15 protein-coding genes are annotated in these 14,309 nt (G+C 62.3%); 3 read left to right on the forward strand and 12 right to left on the reverse strand.

The window, feature by feature from the left end; genetic code table 11:
* Positions 1-165 precede the first annotated feature (165 nt).
* Together DIE08_RS13500 and DIE08_RS13505 are read right to left on the reverse strand one after the other, a co-directional pair.
* Positions 166-1,440: a hypothetical protein gene (locus DIE08_RS13500; protein ID WP_124902148.1), complete on the reverse strand. Its 1,275-nt coding sequence runs from the start codon at positions 1,438-1,440 to the stop codon at positions 166-168.
* Positions 1,437-1,703 (reverse strand): hypothetical protein, encoded by a 267-nt coding sequence (locus DIE08_RS13505; protein ID WP_059448600.1) that lies wholly within the window; start codon positions 1,701-1,703, stop codon positions 1,437-1,439. Before DIE08_RS13505 ends, DIE08_RS13500 begins: the two co-directional genes overlap by 4 nt.
* Before the next feature lie 616 nt (positions 1,704-2,319).
* Here DIE08_RS13505 and DIE08_RS13510 point away from each other — a divergent pair.
* The 3 genes from DIE08_RS13510 (at position 2,320) to DIE08_RS13525 (ending at position 4,684) form a co-directional block, all read left to right on the forward strand.
* Complete coding sequence (locus DIE08_RS13510; RefSeq protein WP_124902149.1) at positions 2,320-2,928, forward strand: DUF1845 domain-containing protein; 609 nt, start codon at positions 2,320-2,322, stop codon at positions 2,926-2,928.
* Positions 2,929-3,872: 944 nt separating this feature from the next.
* Complete coding sequence (locus DIE08_RS13520) at positions 3,873-4,280, forward strand: polymer-forming cytoskeletal protein (protein ID WP_124902151.1); 408 nt, start codon at positions 3,873-3,875, stop codon at positions 4,278-4,280.
* The gene (locus DIE08_RS13525) at positions 4,277-4,684 is read left to right on the forward strand and encodes a hypothetical protein (protein ID WP_124902152.1); all 408 of its coding nucleotides are present in this window, start codon (positions 4,277-4,279) and stop codon (positions 4,682-4,684) included. Before DIE08_RS13520 ends, DIE08_RS13525 begins: the two co-directional genes overlap by 4 nt.
* 121 nt (positions 4,685-4,805) lie before the next feature.
* On the opposite strand, the gene DIE08_RS13530 is transcribed toward DIE08_RS13525, so the two are convergent.
* The 10 genes from DIE08_RS13530 to DIE08_RS13575 form a co-directional block, all read right to left on the reverse strand.
* Positions 4,806-6,527, reverse strand: coding sequence for an ATP-dependent helicase (locus DIE08_RS13530; RefSeq protein WP_124902153.1), 1,722 nt, complete (start codon positions 6,525-6,527; stop codon positions 4,806-4,808).
* Positions 6,528-6,544: 17 nt separating this feature from the next.
* Positions 6,545-7,438: an ATPase gene (locus tag DIE08_RS13535; protein ID WP_124902154.1), complete on the reverse strand. Its 894-nt coding sequence runs from the start codon at positions 7,436-7,438 to the stop codon at positions 6,545-6,547.
* A gap of 347 nt (positions 7,439-7,785) precedes the next feature.
* Positions 7,786-8,391: a DUF4400 domain-containing protein gene (locus DIE08_RS13540; RefSeq protein ID WP_124902155.1), complete on the reverse strand. Its 606-nt coding sequence runs from the start codon at positions 8,389-8,391 to the stop codon at positions 7,786-7,788.
* Positions 8,381-8,644: a hypothetical protein gene (locus DIE08_RS13545; RefSeq protein ID WP_124902156.1), complete on the reverse strand. Its 264-nt coding sequence runs from the start codon at positions 8,642-8,644 to the stop codon at positions 8,381-8,383. The genes DIE08_RS13540 and DIE08_RS13545 overlap by 11 nt, the downstream gene beginning before the upstream one ends.
* Positions 8,598-9,116, reverse strand: coding sequence for a hypothetical protein (locus DIE08_RS13550; RefSeq protein ID WP_124902157.1), 519 nt, complete (start codon positions 9,114-9,116; stop codon positions 8,598-8,600). The genes DIE08_RS13545 and DIE08_RS13550 overlap by 47 nt, the downstream gene beginning before the upstream one ends.
* Positions 9,117-9,126: 10 nt before the next feature.
* Positions 9,127-10,995 carry a conjugative transfer system coupling protein TraD gene (gene traD / locus DIE08_RS13555; RefSeq protein ID WP_124902158.1) on the reverse strand — a complete coding sequence of 623 codons (1,869 nt, stop codon included), beginning with the start codon at positions 10,993-10,995 and terminating at the stop codon, positions 9,127-9,129.
* A complete protein-coding gene (locus DIE08_RS13560) occupies positions 10,992-12,326 on the reverse strand; it encodes a TraI domain-containing protein (RefSeq protein WP_124902159.1) in 1,335 nt (444 codons plus the stop codon). The genes traD and DIE08_RS13560 overlap by 4 nt, the downstream gene beginning before the upstream one ends.
* Positions 12,326-13,336 (reverse strand): type IV secretion system protein, encoded by a 1,011-nt coding sequence (locus DIE08_RS13565; protein WP_124902160.1) that lies wholly within the window; start codon positions 13,334-13,336, stop codon positions 12,326-12,328. Before DIE08_RS13565 ends, DIE08_RS13560 begins: the two co-directional genes overlap by 1 nt.
* Entirely contained in the window at positions 13,333-14,076 is a 744-nt protein-coding gene (locus DIE08_RS13570) for a DUF4141 domain-containing protein (RefSeq protein WP_124902161.1), read from the reverse strand. The genes DIE08_RS13565 and DIE08_RS13570 overlap by 4 nt, the downstream gene beginning before the upstream one ends.
* Positions 14,077-14,086: 10 nt before the next feature.
* The gene (locus DIE08_RS13575; RefSeq protein WP_124902162.1) at positions 14,087-14,302 is read right to left on the reverse strand and encodes a hypothetical protein; all 216 of its coding nucleotides are present in this window, start codon (positions 14,300-14,302) and stop codon (positions 14,087-14,089) included.
* Positions 14,303-14,309 lie beyond the last annotated feature (7 nt).

The raw sequence follows: 14,309 nt of genomic DNA on the forward strand, positions 1-14,309 counted from the left end.
ATCCTCCAGAGGGATGGGTCAAAAAGATAGCCGCTTGCGCGGACGATTTCGATGCGTGGAACACGCGGTCGAAAGCACTTGAGCAAATTGCTTTGCTGAAGGGCTCTCCGGATCGCGCTGTAGAAAAGGACACCGGCCCCAAAGGGCCGGTGAAAGGGGTGTCATTTACGTGCCGTGGTACGACTCGACCGCGGCTCCGATTTCACTTTGAAGTGAAGTCGGATTCTCCAGCGCCGTCGTCAGCCTCGCGATCATCTTGTCGACGTCGGTGGGCCGTTCCACCCAGCCGCGTCCGAATCGGAAGTGGCCGTAGATGCGAAAGGCCTTGCGCTGGTCTTCCTCAACGAAGCGAAGGCGCTGCAGCAGGTCCTGCATGCGATGGCGCTTTTCGTCCATCGATTCGGGTGGACCGTCGCCGGCTACAGCCTGATCAGCACGCATGGCGGGACTTTCTCCCTCCGACGGGTGAAGCTGAATCACCGTGCTGCCAGAGTCGGGCAGTGTGGGCTGCCCGGCGCCTTCGATCGCTGCCGTGGCGTCCTCGGCACCGTCGAGCAGTGCACCGATGTCGATATCCGCATCGAGCACGGTCAGCATCTGCATCTGACGCACCGCGTCGCCCGCCTCGTTGATACGCGTGATGTCGAATTCCCGCTTCGAGATCCAGAACTTCGTGCCCGTCAGCTTGCCGCGAGCCAGCTGGACCGTCTTCATCGCCGCGTATGCTTTCTGCAGGACGTAGATCGAGTTCGTCGGGAGTTCAATCAAACCCAGTCCCTTGATATCGGGAATGGCGAAGATGAACTGGGCACCGAGGTTGCATTGCCGGCTTTGGTACTGTGGGCATTGCTCGGGGTTGCAGATGCCATCGGGAATCGCATCATCCTGCCGGAAAATCACGTCGCGGCCGCCGAAATGGCGAGCCGCACGCTGCGCCCGCGGATCGCGCTCGACCTTCGCATACGTCTTGCAGTAGCGCAGACCATCGGGTCCGTACTGCGAGAAGTACTTCCGACCGCTCGAGCCCCACGCCGCCATCTCATTCGGGATGTTTTGCATCCAGTCGTTGAAGGCGAATAGCACGGGGAAGCGGTAGAGCCGGATGCCCTGCCCTCGATCCTCACCGTAGAGCCGGAGAATCTCGTCGGCGACGTCCGGATTGTTGAAGTCCGAGCGGCGGCACGTGAAGTAGTCGGTGTTGCGCGGCGCCAGCGCATGCTTGAGCCGACAACGGGATTCGATCGCTTTTCCGATCGTCTCGAACGAGTCGCCGGCAGCCACCATCTCCTCGTACAGCGCAACCGCATCCGGATTGCCCCGAGCGGCCGAGGTCAGGACCTTGATGCCGGGGCGGATCTTCCCGATCACGGGCGGCCGCATCGCCCGCTCTTCGACGACGCTCCGTACGGGGCCGCCGATCAAACTGACAACTGCATTCATGAAGGTTTCCTCGCAAGTTGGAAGATCGCCTGGGTGCGCAACGCGTCCGCCGATTGCTCGAGCGCGTTGGCGGCCGCCTCTCCGCGGCGGTGGGCGATACTGGACAGAAAAATCCGGCGGTCGGAGTCGGTGAACATCGCGACCTGGGCCACTTCGCAACGCTCCCGCCAGGCGGGTGTCGTCGTGTCGGTGGTCGACCTTTCCTCGGCGATCGTTTGACTGATCACGTCGGCAATCCGGGAATTGAGACGATTGGGAAGCACACGCACCTCCGGGACAGAAAAAAGACGAAAAAAAAGCGCGTTCCTCGGCAGAGGAACGCGCTTCGTGGATTCGGTTAAATGACCCAAGCACCACGTCCCTTCCGGGGACGTGGTGCTCAGGGAGCCGGTCGGCTCATAGAGAGGACGTTAGGTCGTCCTCGCACAGCATGGTCACGCTGTGCTACAGCCCATTTTCGGAAGTGCCATTCCGACGCAGGTTCACGGCTCAGTCGACTACAGTCGTTCTACCCAGACAGAGGCCTGGAGAGAGACACCCGATGTCCGGGGTCGAACGACGTCGCGGCGCAAATGAATGCGGCCAGCAACGAGTTTTATGACTGAAATGGGGAGCACGGGCGAGGCGCTCATCAGAAAGGAATTCCACACTGGTTGCCAACCAGTCGGAGCATGCCCATAGGCACGGCTTGTACAAAAGATGGACTTCGGCCAGCGAAGTCAAGGTCGATGCGTCAGGGACGCGAGAAGTAGAGTCAGTATCGCGAATATCTCCGCCCGCATTCCCCGAAAAGCTCACGAAAACAGGCTCGCTTTTGCCGGTACGCACATCGAGTGCCTCGCTCAGAATCATCGATGAGAGAGACCACCCGAAAAAATCATGTCTGCCGTTCTCGAACCACCGCACGAAGGGCGCGGGCAACCTGACACGCCCACGCAAAACACCCCGCCCACCGACGAGTCGCCGGTGCGCCTCGCCACGTCGACCGGATTGAAGCCAATCCAGCGTCTGACGAGCGACAGCCGTATCGACAAGATCGTGCCGGATTCCGACGCGGTCACGATCCTGCACTACAGCTCCGTCTTCGCACGCACGTTCATCCGTAGCGACTACAACTTCTGCGCGGCCAAGATCGCCGTTGCGCGCGGCGGCAAGGTACTGGCCGTCCAGACCGCCCTGCGGGAAACCGCCGACTGGATGCGGAAAGCCACCGCGTGGGTCGAACGGCACAACGCGCGCGCGCTCACTTTCCCGTACGAACAGATCGAATTGAAGGTGACGCGGCCGCTGGCCGGCCTGCTGGTCAGGTGCCTGACTCAATACGACCGCCTGTTCGTCGCGTCGATGGAGGCGCAGCTCGCGGAGAAGATCACGCCGCAGGACCGGGCCAACATCCTCAAGAACGCCGAGGGCCGGATCCTGCACGTGAGAACCGTGTGCATCCCGGACAACGACCGATACGACGCCGACGGCTCCGCACGCGACTGACGCGACAGCACCTGCAGCACGACCCCACCGGCTTGACATTGAAATCCGGTGAATAAGCTCGTCTTGAGCCTGCCGCGCCTTCAAACGCTGTCGCGGTATGCCGATCATCCACGGAGGAAATCTTGGACATTCGAGAGATCCAGGCGCTACATGCCCAATACTCGTCGCAACCGGTCGTCATCGACATCAACAGCCACGTCCGGGCGCTTCCTGCTCCTGACCGACAGGAATCGACGCGCGAGCGCGTCACCGCTCGACTCTCTTCTACCGGTCGAAAACTCGGCCGGCCGGCCGCGATCGTCCTTGCTGTCGTAGCGGGGGCGGGACTCACGGGCGTCAGCGCGGCGAAGCTCTGGTACGCGCTCCATCCGCCGCAGGCGGTCGTACATATTGAGCGGTCGACCACACAAACTCCGGTCACTCCGCCGGCGCCCTCAGCGGCCTCGACGACGCGCGGCTCCCAACGGCCGCTCACCAGTGCGGACTTTACCGAGCCGACCGCCGGCATGCCGGCCGACCGGCCCCGCGTCGACGTGCAAGCGCTGCGGACCGGGGACGCTGACGGATCGGCGCCATCGGCTAGCGCCGCTGCGCCCGTGACCGATTTGGAAAGGGCCGCCACGTCGCCGATCCGAGCCGCGCGCGCGGCCTCGAATCCGGCCGCAAGCCAGCGACAGGTCACAGCCGTTCAAACGCCCCCGCCGACACCGCCCGCAGCGACGTCAGCACCCGTCGCGGCACCGCCCACGGCGCAGCCGACTGAGCAGCCGAAACCCGCGCCGCGCAGGCTCCATCGTGCATCCGTTCGGCCGCGCCAGGAGCCGGCTACCACCGAGGCGACAGCCGCCACACCGCATAACGAACCCACGAAGACCGAGCACTCCCCGAAACCTTCGACGCCCGCCAAGACCGGCGACGTTCCACTGTTCTGAAAGAGGCACACCATGAAAGCGAAACCGAACAACGTGACGGTCCTCATGCCCGGCCTGGTCGTCGAAGGCAACATGATCCTCGACCATGGCCTGAGCGTATTCGCCCTCGCAAACGGCGACATCATTTCCACCGAGGGCCTGCTGCACGTCGGGGCCGGCGGTATCGTCAAGGGCAAGGTTCAGGGCGAAATCGTCCGGATCGATGGGCTCGTGGAGGGCGACGTCCATGCTCGCGACATGCTCGAAATCAACGGCCGTGTGCTCGGGAACGTGTTCTATTGCGGCACGATCCGGCTCGGCCAGCACGCCGCACTCAATGGCCAACTCCGTCGCGTATCTCGCGAGCTGGTGATCGAAAACACACCCACCGATCGCGAGGCCGCAGCCGAGCGTCTCGAATCCCGAGGTGCCGCTCAATGACGACGCTCCGCCGGCTTCATCGCGTTACTGACATCACTGTCGCATGTGTATGGACGATCCCGGTGATCATCTTCACGGGATACATCCTGTGGAGTCTCGTGCCCTTCTTCCAAGACGACGTGAGCTCGCAAATCGCCTGGGTCATACAAACCGCAGCGTACTTTTGCGTTCGAGCCGTCACCGGCGTATGGACCAGACAATGGGACTTTTTCCCGATCAGCTTCGATCAATGGGATCTCATCGAATGGGCATTGCTCTACTTCTATGGATTTGTCATCGATCTCGCTCTGGCGTCCGTGGTGCTTCAACTCGGTTCAGTGACAAGCCTTTACCTCAACCGCTGCGCGTTCGCTGTGGCGGTTCGGATCCGGCGCTCGAGACGTGAGAAGGTAAGAGTTTCGTAGCCACATCACGACCGCGGCCGACGCACCTCCCTCCCGGCCGACACCCGCGATTCCGTGCCGTATTCTCGTATCGGTAAACAAGGGCGAGTGACAGGTCTGAAATCGCCCCAGTCCGGCCGCCTCATGCGGCCGAATTCTGTTCGATCCCGGACTCAATCACAAAACGCGAGACGGGGTTCTTCTTGATCGACGAGATGGTCAGGCTATCGCGAGCGCGCGTCATCGCGACGTAGAAAAGGCGCCGCTCCTCCGATTCCGGGCTCTTTTCATCAGGCACCACGCCCTCCTCCGATCGGCTGATCCACACGTGGTCGTACTCGAGCCCCTTCGAGCTGTGCATCGTCGTCAGCACCAGGACGCCGTCGCCAGGCTTGTTGTTGTCGCGCTTCAGGAACTCGATACGCTCGGTAAAGGATCCGGTCAGGCGACTCACTATGTCGTAAATGCACTGGATCGCCCGAATCGCGACGTCACCCTTGGCATACGTCATCATCCATTCGTAGACGCCTTCCAAGGCGAGCGAGTGGAACGATCTCTGGCAGAGCACCTGCCACTCGCCCAGCCGCTTCATGAAGGCCCGATATGCCGTCGCGGTGTCATCGCGCAGCCCGAGGCCGACGAGCTCCTGTTTTTGCATCTGGACGAAGGCGGCGCCCATGCGCTTGTGCAACGCGCCGAGGTCGTAGGAGCTCATGCCCATGTAGCCCAGGACGGCGTCGATGCCGTTCTGCTTGTGGCCTTCGACCACCTGCAGCAGGTTGCACATCAGCGCGGCCTGCGGTTTGTTGAGCACCGATCCGCCCGATGCCCGGTAGTACGGCACGCCGTGCGATCGGCACACAGCCTCGATCGGATCGAGGATCCGGTTCGTTCGCGCGAGGATCGCGCAGCTTGCGCCGGCAGCGAGTCTCGGTTGAAGCGCCTCGACGGCGGCCACCGCGTCGCCATACTCATCGTCGAACCGCCGCGCCGCGATCGCCCCGCCAGCGCCCCGCGCGGCATGAAGGATCTTCGGCATCCGATCGACGTTGTTCTGGATCACCCGGTCGGCGGCCGCCAGGATCTCCGCGCGACAGCGATAGTTGCTACCCAGCACCACGCGTTGCGCCTCGAACGTGCTCGCAAAGCTCTCCATGCCGCGAAAGCCGAGTGCGGCCCGGAACCCGTAGATGCTCTGGTCGTCGTCGCCCACGACCGTGACGTGCGTGCCCGCGCGCGCGTGCAGCTCGACCCACCGGAACTGCAGCGGGTCCGTATCCTGGAACTCGTCGACGAGCAGATCGGTGAACCGATACGGCTTGATGTCCTCGCTCTGCATCCGCTCGACGGCGAGGCGCAACATGTCCTGGAAGTCGATCTTGCCGTTGCGTTCGAGCGCGTCCTGGTAAGCGGTGTAGAGCGTGGCCTCGGCCGAACCCTCATCAGCTCGACCGAAGTTCGTCTTGATCCGCTCGATGATCGGCACAGCCTCTTCGACCTTCCAGTCATACCCGAGCTCGGCAAGCACGCGCCCAAGCATCCCGAGGCGATCGCCTTCCGATGCGATGTCCGGCCGCCCGCGGCCGGGCCGTTGCAGCTGCTTGTACGCGAGCGAGTGGAAAGTGCCGGCGATCAGCCGGCGTTTCGCATCCTGCGGCGCCAGCGCGAGAATGCGCTCGCGAAGTTCGACGGCCGCATCCTTGCTGAAGGTGACGGCGCCAACCACCGCCGTCGGGTCCTGCAGCAAGAACGCGGCCTTCGTCGCACTCATCTTGGTCTTGCCCGCGCCCGGGCACGCGATCGCGAGGCAGTGGCGGCGCAGAAGTGCCACCTCGCGCTGTTGGGGATTCAACTCGTCGAGCATGGCACCGGTCTTCCCGATCAGTTACCGCGAACGGTGTTCATCAGCTTCAGGTGGGTCGTGTAGCCGCGCAGGCCGACCGGGTGGAACTTGCGCAGGAAGCGCGCGGTCTCGTCGTCGACGTCGGACTGGTCACGAATCCCGTTCCAGACGAGGAAATCGAAGTGATCCATCACCTGGTCGAACTTCAGGATCACGGAGAGCAGGCGCATCGAGAACCGCGAATATGCCTCGACTTCGATATCGAGCGACGGTTTCGTCACGGTCGGCGCGAAGACTGTCTCGCCGCGATCGCGCATCTCCGTTTCGGTCTTCACGCGGAAGCCCTGCGCGACGTCGAGCTGTTCGTTCACATAGGCTTCGAGCTGGTCGAGCTGCTTCTCGAACCACGTGCTGACGATCCCCTGCTCGTTCGCGCCGTACGTCGCGCGACCGAATCGCTGCATGTTGATCGTCATCCGGTTCAGATACGGCCACCACTGCTCGAACAGCGGCCGAAGGCGCGTGTGTTTCATCGTGACCCGCGCGGTCACGACTGCGGCGCCCGACAGTTGCTTGTTCATCAGCTCGCGACCGATCTCGCGACGCCGCTGGATGATTCGCGCGCGCTCTGCGGGCGACAGGTCGCGGAACAGCGTGCGGGTGCGCGCCACCTCTTCGAGCTTCTGCTTCGCTTCATCGATGCTGATCAGCCCTTCGCGCTGCAACACGTTGGCCGAATTCTCCATCTCGTCGAGTTCCCGCTCGACTTCACCATCGTCCGCGCCGTCAGTCGTCTGCCGGGCGTCACCCTCAACCAAGCTACCCTTGACTGCTGATACTTCGTCGCCCGCCGGCGGGAGTACGGCCACGTGGCCAGGTGCCACGTCCGCGGTATCGGTGCCGACGTGCGCTTCTTCGTTGATCGTGCTCATGTGGATCCTTTCTGGTTGACTAACCGCACGTGCGGCTTGCGTCTATTCTTGCGGGCCTATGCTGCGACGGACGTCCAAAACGTGAACGATTTCGCGCGGCTTTCGCGGCCGCCGCGAAACGCTGGACGAAAAAAAAGCCCCCTCACAAGGAGGGGGCCAGGCTGAAAGCTCTACGGGGAGTCGAGCTTTCTGAGGACCGTAGACCATTGACTTATTGTGGCGCGGCCGGGCCGCCCAGTTCGGTGCAAATCGTCAGGTATTTCGTCTGCCTTTTCCCGGTGCGCGGCGCGCAACCGGTTGTGGGCCTTTCGGCAGAAAGCTATACGAAAAGCTGGGGCTTTTCCGGGCTACTGGTATGAAGATGCCGCTTTCCAGAGCAACGCGCCGAGACATCCCGCGATCGCCAGCCAGTACGGTGCAAGGAGCGGCACCGGCGCGATCAACACCGTGAATGTCACACCGAATACCAGCAAGATCCCATGACCGGCGAGATGGAACGACAGCGGGCTGACGTAGCCGGCCGCCGCAGCCCTCACCTTGCGCCGGACCGTCCCGTCGATGAACATCGCGATGCCGAACACGAGCGCGCCGAGCAACCAGTACTTCATCACGGTGAGCCGATAGACCATCCGGTACACCAGCCGCCAAAAATTGTGAACCCACCGACTGGCGAAATTCGACATGCCACCATCCTCGATCTGCGAATCCTTCGTCGACTCCATCGACGCCTGCACCAGCCCCGTCTCGACGAAGTAGCGCTTGAACGTACGATTCGTCGCGTCGACAGCATCCGCGGTTCGCGCTTCTCCAAGGCTGGCCGCAACCGATTCCGCTTCGGCATCCGGGATCGCGAACAACGACGGGTCCGGCAGCGCTGGCATCAGCGCAACCGAGAGCAGCGGCACAAAGAAGAACCACATCTTGATGTGACCGACAAAGCGGCTACCGGCCATACAACTCTCCCACGAGGCCGCCGATGAGATAGCTCGGCAGGACGATCAGGCCGGCAAGGCCGACGTAGAATCGCGCCGGCCTGCGATCGATGAACATCGCCAGTGCGTACGCCATCGCGTTGCGGCCCTGCTGGAACTCCTGCGGCGGCCGTCCCGCCGGGTCGTCCTGCGCTGCTGCAGTCGTGATCGCGCGATGCACGGTTTGGTCATCGACCAGCGTCAGTGTCCGAATCAGAATATGCGTGAGCGACATCGTATTCCTCGAAGTACAGTCGGAAGGTTTCACCCGTCAGCGCGCGCGCCGCGAGCTGGAACGCCGCCGATCGCTGACTGATGTTCTCCGGGCAGCGCTCGTCGACCATTTCCGGCACATGCTTGTGGCGCGACTCGAACGCCGTCACCGGCTCGAACATCGGCGACCAGACGTGGCAGCGCTCGCCATCGCGCACGACAAAGCGCCGCGCGTACAGCATATGGGCGGACCCGAACAGGCCTTGCATGAACGCGACGTGCGGATCGCCGGTTTTGCGCACGCGCTTGAACGCAGCAAGGCCGTCCACGAACATCTCCTTGACGAGCGGCTCCGCCTTCCCGATGAAGTGCTCACCGACGAACTCCGCGACACGCGTGCACACCAGCTCCAGCTCAGGAGCAAGGGTGAACACCGGGGTCAGGTGGGCAGAGAGCTTGTGCTCGCGAATGATTTTTTTGAATACGGCAGACATGCTTGGTTGTTTAGCCTGTAAGAATTGGAATACGTCCCTGGTACACCGCGCCGCCGGAAATCCGCATGAAGTACTGCAGGTTCGGCAGGCTCTGGATCAGGCGAGTCGGAATCAACGGCACCGCCTCCAGCTGCTGCGACCGCGTTACCGATCCGGTGAACTCGCCGACATGGCCTTCACTCGCCTTGCTCGTGCTGCTGGAGACGATCAGGTTTCGAATCGCGGTATCCCCCACCTTTTTCGAGAACCACTCAGCCGTGTCGGTATCTTCCAAGCGTAAGATGATCTGGTTGTTCAGGTTCCCCAAAACCTGCAGCATTTTTGCGGCATTCCCCAACTTCGCCTCCAGGTCGGCGCGCGTCTGGAACGCCACGAACGCCTTGAAGCCGGCCCCACGACCCTTGTTCAGAATCTGGATCACCTGCTCGTTGATCGCCTCGGCGATCTCGTCGATGATCAGCACCACCTCAGGCGGCTTGTCGTAGAAGTTGTAGATCGAACCGCACACGGCCGACACGTCGGCCAGGATCATCGACGCGATCGCCTTCGCAACGATGCTGTTGGACAGCGAGTCGAGGCCGATGTGAAGGACCGCCTTCTGGCGAATCACCTTCTCGATCGTCCAGATCTCGCGTTCGTCCTCGAAGTCCTCGACCTTTGGCGCGAGCGTCAGACCGGTTTCTCCCGTGGCGAGCATCTGCAGCAGCGGCAGCGCGGACGCGATGATCCGCATGTAGTGCTCGCGATCGTGCACGTGCGTCGCGATCAGGCCGTCGATCGCCTCGTGTCCGCGATCATTCGCACCAAAGCGGGCCTGGTAGAGCGAGATCATCGAGTCGACGCGCGTGGAGCCCGGCTTGTTCGCGATCTTGACCGTATCGGCCGTGACCAACTCCTCCCAGTCGGTCAGTCCGCTTTCGATGAAGAAGCGCTTGAGCGCCTTCTCGAGCAGCGGGTCGATGCCCAGCTGCGCGTACTTCAGAATCGACCGCAGGTTCGGCTTGTCGCCGATGTACAGTTCGCCGTTCACCGAGCGGCTGATGAACAGGTACGCGAAATCCCGGAACGGCCCTTCCTCCATCAGCTGCGCAATGCGGTTCGGAATTTCGGACGGCTGCGACCAGCTGTCGAGCGGATCAAGACGAATCGACTCCGACGGCTTGGCCTGGTTGTAGTAGAGGAATTTCCGGCCGGCGCGCTCCGCCTCCCGCTTCGCACGCTCCTTCCATTCCTCGTCGTTCTTCGGGTCGATGTCGATCAGTACATCACCGCATCGGATGACCTGTGTCGTGATGACTTCGTATGTACGCGTCTTCCCAGAGCCGGTCGTGCCGCCCACGGCGGTATGACCGCCCATCGCCTTGTAATGGAACGGCACGTAGCCCTTGTTCGCCTCCAGGCCGTGAATCCATGACGCGCCTTGCGGTGTTCGATCCCGGATACTGTCCTTCGGGGCGAAAAGCTTCTCGACCATGTCCTCGAATGCGCGCCCCGCCTTGGTCTTCGGCAGCCACTTCGGCAGCCCGGGGATCTCCGTGCTCGGCATCCGTAAGATGTCGTGCGCCATCTGGCAATGCTTTTGTGTCCACTCGAAGCCGGTGCCGAGATACATTGCGTTGGCCTCGACCCGCATGCGCTCCTGAATCGATAGCAACACTGGTACCGCGAGCGTCGTCAACCATTTCGTCGACAGCCCCATCCGGAACTTCAGCGCGCGCCAGACCTGTCCCGAGCGGAACGTCCACAATGCAAGCGCCACGATCGCGAACGCCCAGCCGTAAGGCATGCCCGAGAACGGAAGAAATAGCAGCGCAACCAGCCACCCAAACGCAGCCCTGACCTCGTAGATCGGCCGAAAGTGGTTGATATAGCCTCTCATGCACCACGCTCCTGAATCAGCTCACCGATACGCGGCGCCAACGTGACTTCCGACGGCTCGTTGGCGAGCAGCAGGCTTCGGCGGCGCATGTGCTCGATCAGGGTGTCGCTCGCGACGCCATAGCTGCCGATGGTCCGTTTCGACAGGACGAGTCCCTGGTCGGTCCAGCGCACCTTCGCCTTCGCCGCCGCGACGTCCTGCTGCAGCGCCGAAAAGAAGTCTACGATCATGCGCGGTGCACCCTTCAGCACCTCATCGAAGTGGTTGCTGCTTGGCGCGGCAGCGGCCGGCTCGCGACGAATCTCGACCGGATTAACGGCGGCGGCCGGCGGCGGAAGCTCGAGCGCCATCTGCCGCGCATCCGGGCCCTTCGGGGCCGTGTGCGCAGCCGGCGCCGCTGGCGTCACCGCCGTCGTCGTACTTTCGAGGGTAGCAGTCGGCAGCGATCCTGAACCAGACGGTGCGCTACCGCCGGCTGCAACGGGCGCCGGCGCAAGATCGGCTGTCGCAGGCTGTGCCGGTGCCGGTGCCGGTGCCGGTGCCGGCGTTGGCGTGGCCGACGCTGCCTCGACCTTCGGCTCCAGTTCCGCCGCCACATGGATAGCAGAGGGAACAGCGAACGTCACCGGCTCGAAGACCGCCTGCTGCGCCTTCCGATCGAAATCCGCAGCCGTCGCGACCGCCTGCCGCACGACCTTGTGGGTCAGCGACTCGACACCCATCGGGCTCTGCGTCGGGTTGATGGCGCCGAATATCTCGGCCTGAACTTCGGAATCGAGTCCGCCGAGCAGCTCGGTGCCGACCAGCGCATGCGCCAGCATGCCGGTCCTCATCCGTTCGACGGGAAGTGGCGTAGCGCGACGCGCCACACGGTAGCTCGCGCCGGCAAGCCAGGGCCCGAGGGCACCGTGGACGGAGGGATTCCAGACCTGGCGGTCCGTCGCGCGCTCCACGTCGAAATGACGATACGGCTCGTCCAGGCCCGAGCAGATCGCCGCGAGGAACACTCCGTAGTTGTATTGCGGCTCGATCCGCCGACGGCGCTCCGACGACAGGTTCGTGCCAAACTTCAGCCCGCCCGACAGCCGCATCGCGTAGAACGCCGTTTCGACTGTCCACCGAAACGCGCCGGCCGGCTCCCGGTACAACTCCGGGCTGAACGGAACGGACGAAAACCAGTCCGCACACCGCCGAACTAGTACCATCCATTTCCGCTCGAACTCATCGCGTGACGACTCGTTCGCACATTGCGCGATGAGGTCGATGCGGCGCGCGTTGCGGGCTGTCAGCTCCGTGGCATCAACTGGCTCGAAAAGTCGTGCGTCCGTCATCAAGCCATACCCTTCGTTGCAAGCTTCGTCAGCCCCTTGATCGCCCCGCCGCTGGCATTCGCACCGCCGCCAAACATCGAAGCGAACTTCGGAATCTCAAACGAGAGGATCAGTACGAAGATCGAAAGATCGAGCGTCAAGGAGCCTGCATACGGCGTCGTCAAGCCTTTCGAGATCGTGTTACTGAATGACGTTGCCAATGTCGCCGTCATCAACCGCTGGAGAATCGCCGCCACCACCATGTACATGCCCGCGCTGACCGTGAAATCGAGCCAGCTCTTGAAATAGCCTCTCGAAAACTCGGACATGCCGAGCGCAAACGCGATTTTTCCCAAGACGATCGCCACCGCCATCTGGATCGTCCCAAGCGAGATGAAGAAGAGGAAGACCAAGGCGGCGACCATCAGCAACGCCCAGGAAATCAGCAATGGCAAAAGATTGATCAGCAGCGCCATGTAGTTCCACCAGTGCTCTGCTTTCAACGCTTCAATCACCGCGTCGAAGATGGCGCCCGCTGACTTCACCATCGCCATTGGCAACGACTCCGCGTCCGTCCCAGATACCGCGACCGCCATTTCATTGAACCACTTGTAGAAGCCAGGCGCCCACTTCCCGTACGACACGTATACCGCCGCAAAGATGCCGAGAATCGCGAGATCTTCGAATACGCTTCCCCAGGCCACGACCGGATCCCGGGTCGCTGCGAACCGAATCCAGGCCAACACGACAGTGATCACGGCGAGGCCGCCGGCCATCTTGTCCGAGTACTTGTCGAGCGTCTTGCTCAGCTCGACAGCGAGATCGATCAGGTCCTTCAGCAGCTTCGTGATCTCTTCGATCGCCGCGGTCGCGCCCTTCGCGACCTCGCCCTTGACATAGCTCGAGCTCCAGCCCGACGGCATCATGTTCTTCAGATCGTCCCAAGTCGACGCTTTCGCGCCGGTGGGCATCGAGACCGCAAGAAAGATCAAGCAACGAATGAGCCACGAACGAATTACGCGGGCACTCATTGTTCGGTGACTCCGTACGCGGCTCGCTCAGCCTGCTGCTTGGAAATGAATTTCTCCGCGTCAGCAGCCTTTTCCTTGTCGTCCTCAACCTGTTGCGCGTCCTTCTGAGCGTCCTTCTGGGCCTTCGCAGCATTCAGCTGCAGGATGTCCGCGTTCTGGCTCGTCACGATGTCGAGGTAGTGCGTGGTGATCTCGGCCGTTGCTTGTTGGGTCGGCGACATCGACAGCTCGGATTGCAGCTCCTGCCGACGCTTTGCCATCTCGTCGGTGTGCTGCATGATGTTCGAGCCCATCTGGAACAAGTTCCGCGCGACTTTGTCGTTTTGCTGGACCAACGTGTTCATGTCCGCGAACCATTGCGCGTTCGACTTGCCCGACCGGGTGACCAATCCCTGCACCTGGGTGACCCATTCACCGCCTTTCTTGAGGTCGCCGTAGAGCCCTTGCAGCGTGCCGACCAGCCCCTTCACCTTGTTGATATCGCCCGTGATCTGGTCATACGCAGCCTTCCACGCAGCCGGATTCAGGTTCTTCGCCTGCAGCAAGTCATTCACCATCATCTGGTACTGGTAGAGGATGTTGGTGTTCTGGTATATCTCGCCCTTGACAGCCTTAGCCGCCGTGATCACGTTCTGCGCAAAGTTCGTCGGGTCGAACACCGTCAGCTGCGCGAACGCGTGTTGGGTAAGGAACATCGAGGCCGCGAAGGCCGCGGCGCGAAGGGTCGGCAAAAGTTTCATCGTGGGCCTTTCAGTCGAGGAATTGAACCGCCGTACGAACGACGCACGGCATCGTGGTTGCGTCTTCCGGCTTTTGCCGGGGTGACGACGGCTGCTGGCCGGTCTGCGGCACCACCAGTCGCATGCGAACGGGCGTCCCGATGACGATGTTGTTGATTTCGTCTGCAGTGAGCGCGAAGAGATCGCGGTACAGCGACTGCACGTTGGGAGTCGGATTGAGCTTCATTCGGTTC

This window comes from Burkholderia sp. Bp9004 (assembly GCF_003858025.1).
GTDB lineage: Bacteria > Pseudomonadota > Gammaproteobacteria > Burkholderiales > Burkholderiaceae > Burkholderia > Burkholderia diffusa.

Coding starts and splice junctions, on each gene's coding strand:
- DIE08_RS13525 (WP_124902152.1), top strand. CDS start 4,277: ATGACGACGCTCCGCCGGCTTCATCGCGTTACTGACATCACTGTCGCA.
- traD (WP_124902158.1), bottom strand. CDS start 10,995: ATGAGAGGCTATATCAACCACTTTCGGCCGATCTACGAGGTCAGGGCT.
- DIE08_RS13530 (WP_124902153.1), bottom strand. CDS start 6,527: ATGCTCGACGAGTTGAATCCCCAACAGCGCGAGGTGGCACTTCTGCGC.
- DIE08_RS13535 (WP_124902154.1), bottom strand. CDS start 7,438: ATGAGCACGATCAACGAAGAAGCGCACGTCGGCACCGATACCGCGGAC.
- DIE08_RS13510 (WP_124902149.1), top strand. CDS start 2,320: ATGTCTGCCGTTCTCGAACCACCGCACGAAGGGCGCGGGCAACCTGAC.
- DIE08_RS13550 (WP_124902157.1), bottom strand. CDS start 9,116: ATGTCTGCCGTATTCAAAAAAATCATTCGCGAGCACAAGCTCTCTGCC.
- DIE08_RS13575 (WP_124902162.1), bottom strand. CDS start 14,302: ATGAAGCTCAATCCGACTCCCAACGTGCAGTCGCTGTACCGCGATCTC.
- DIE08_RS13570 (WP_124902161.1), bottom strand. CDS start 14,076: ATGAAACTTTTGCCGACCCTTCGCGCCGCGGCCTTCGCGGCCTCGATG.
- DIE08_RS13520 (WP_124902151.1), top strand. CDS start 3,873: ATGAAAGCGAAACCGAACAACGTGACGGTCCTCATGCCCGGCCTGGTC.
- DIE08_RS13560 (WP_124902159.1), bottom strand. CDS start 12,326: ATGACGGACGCACGACTTTTCGAGCCAGTTGATGCCACGGAGCTGACA.
- DIE08_RS13540 (WP_124902155.1), bottom strand. CDS start 8,391: ATGGCCGGTAGCCGCTTTGTCGGTCACATCAAGATGTGGTTCTTCTTT.
- DIE08_RS13545 (WP_124902156.1), bottom strand. CDS start 8,644: ATGTCGCTCACGCATATTCTGATTCGGACACTGACGCTGGTCGATGAC.
- DIE08_RS13500 (WP_124902148.1), bottom strand. CDS start 1,440: ATGAATGCAGTTGTCAGTTTGATCGGCGGCCCCGTACGGAGCGTCGTC.
- DIE08_RS13565 (WP_124902160.1), bottom strand. CDS start 13,336: ATGAGTGCCCGCGTAATTCGTTCGTGGCTCATTCGTTGCTTGATCTTT.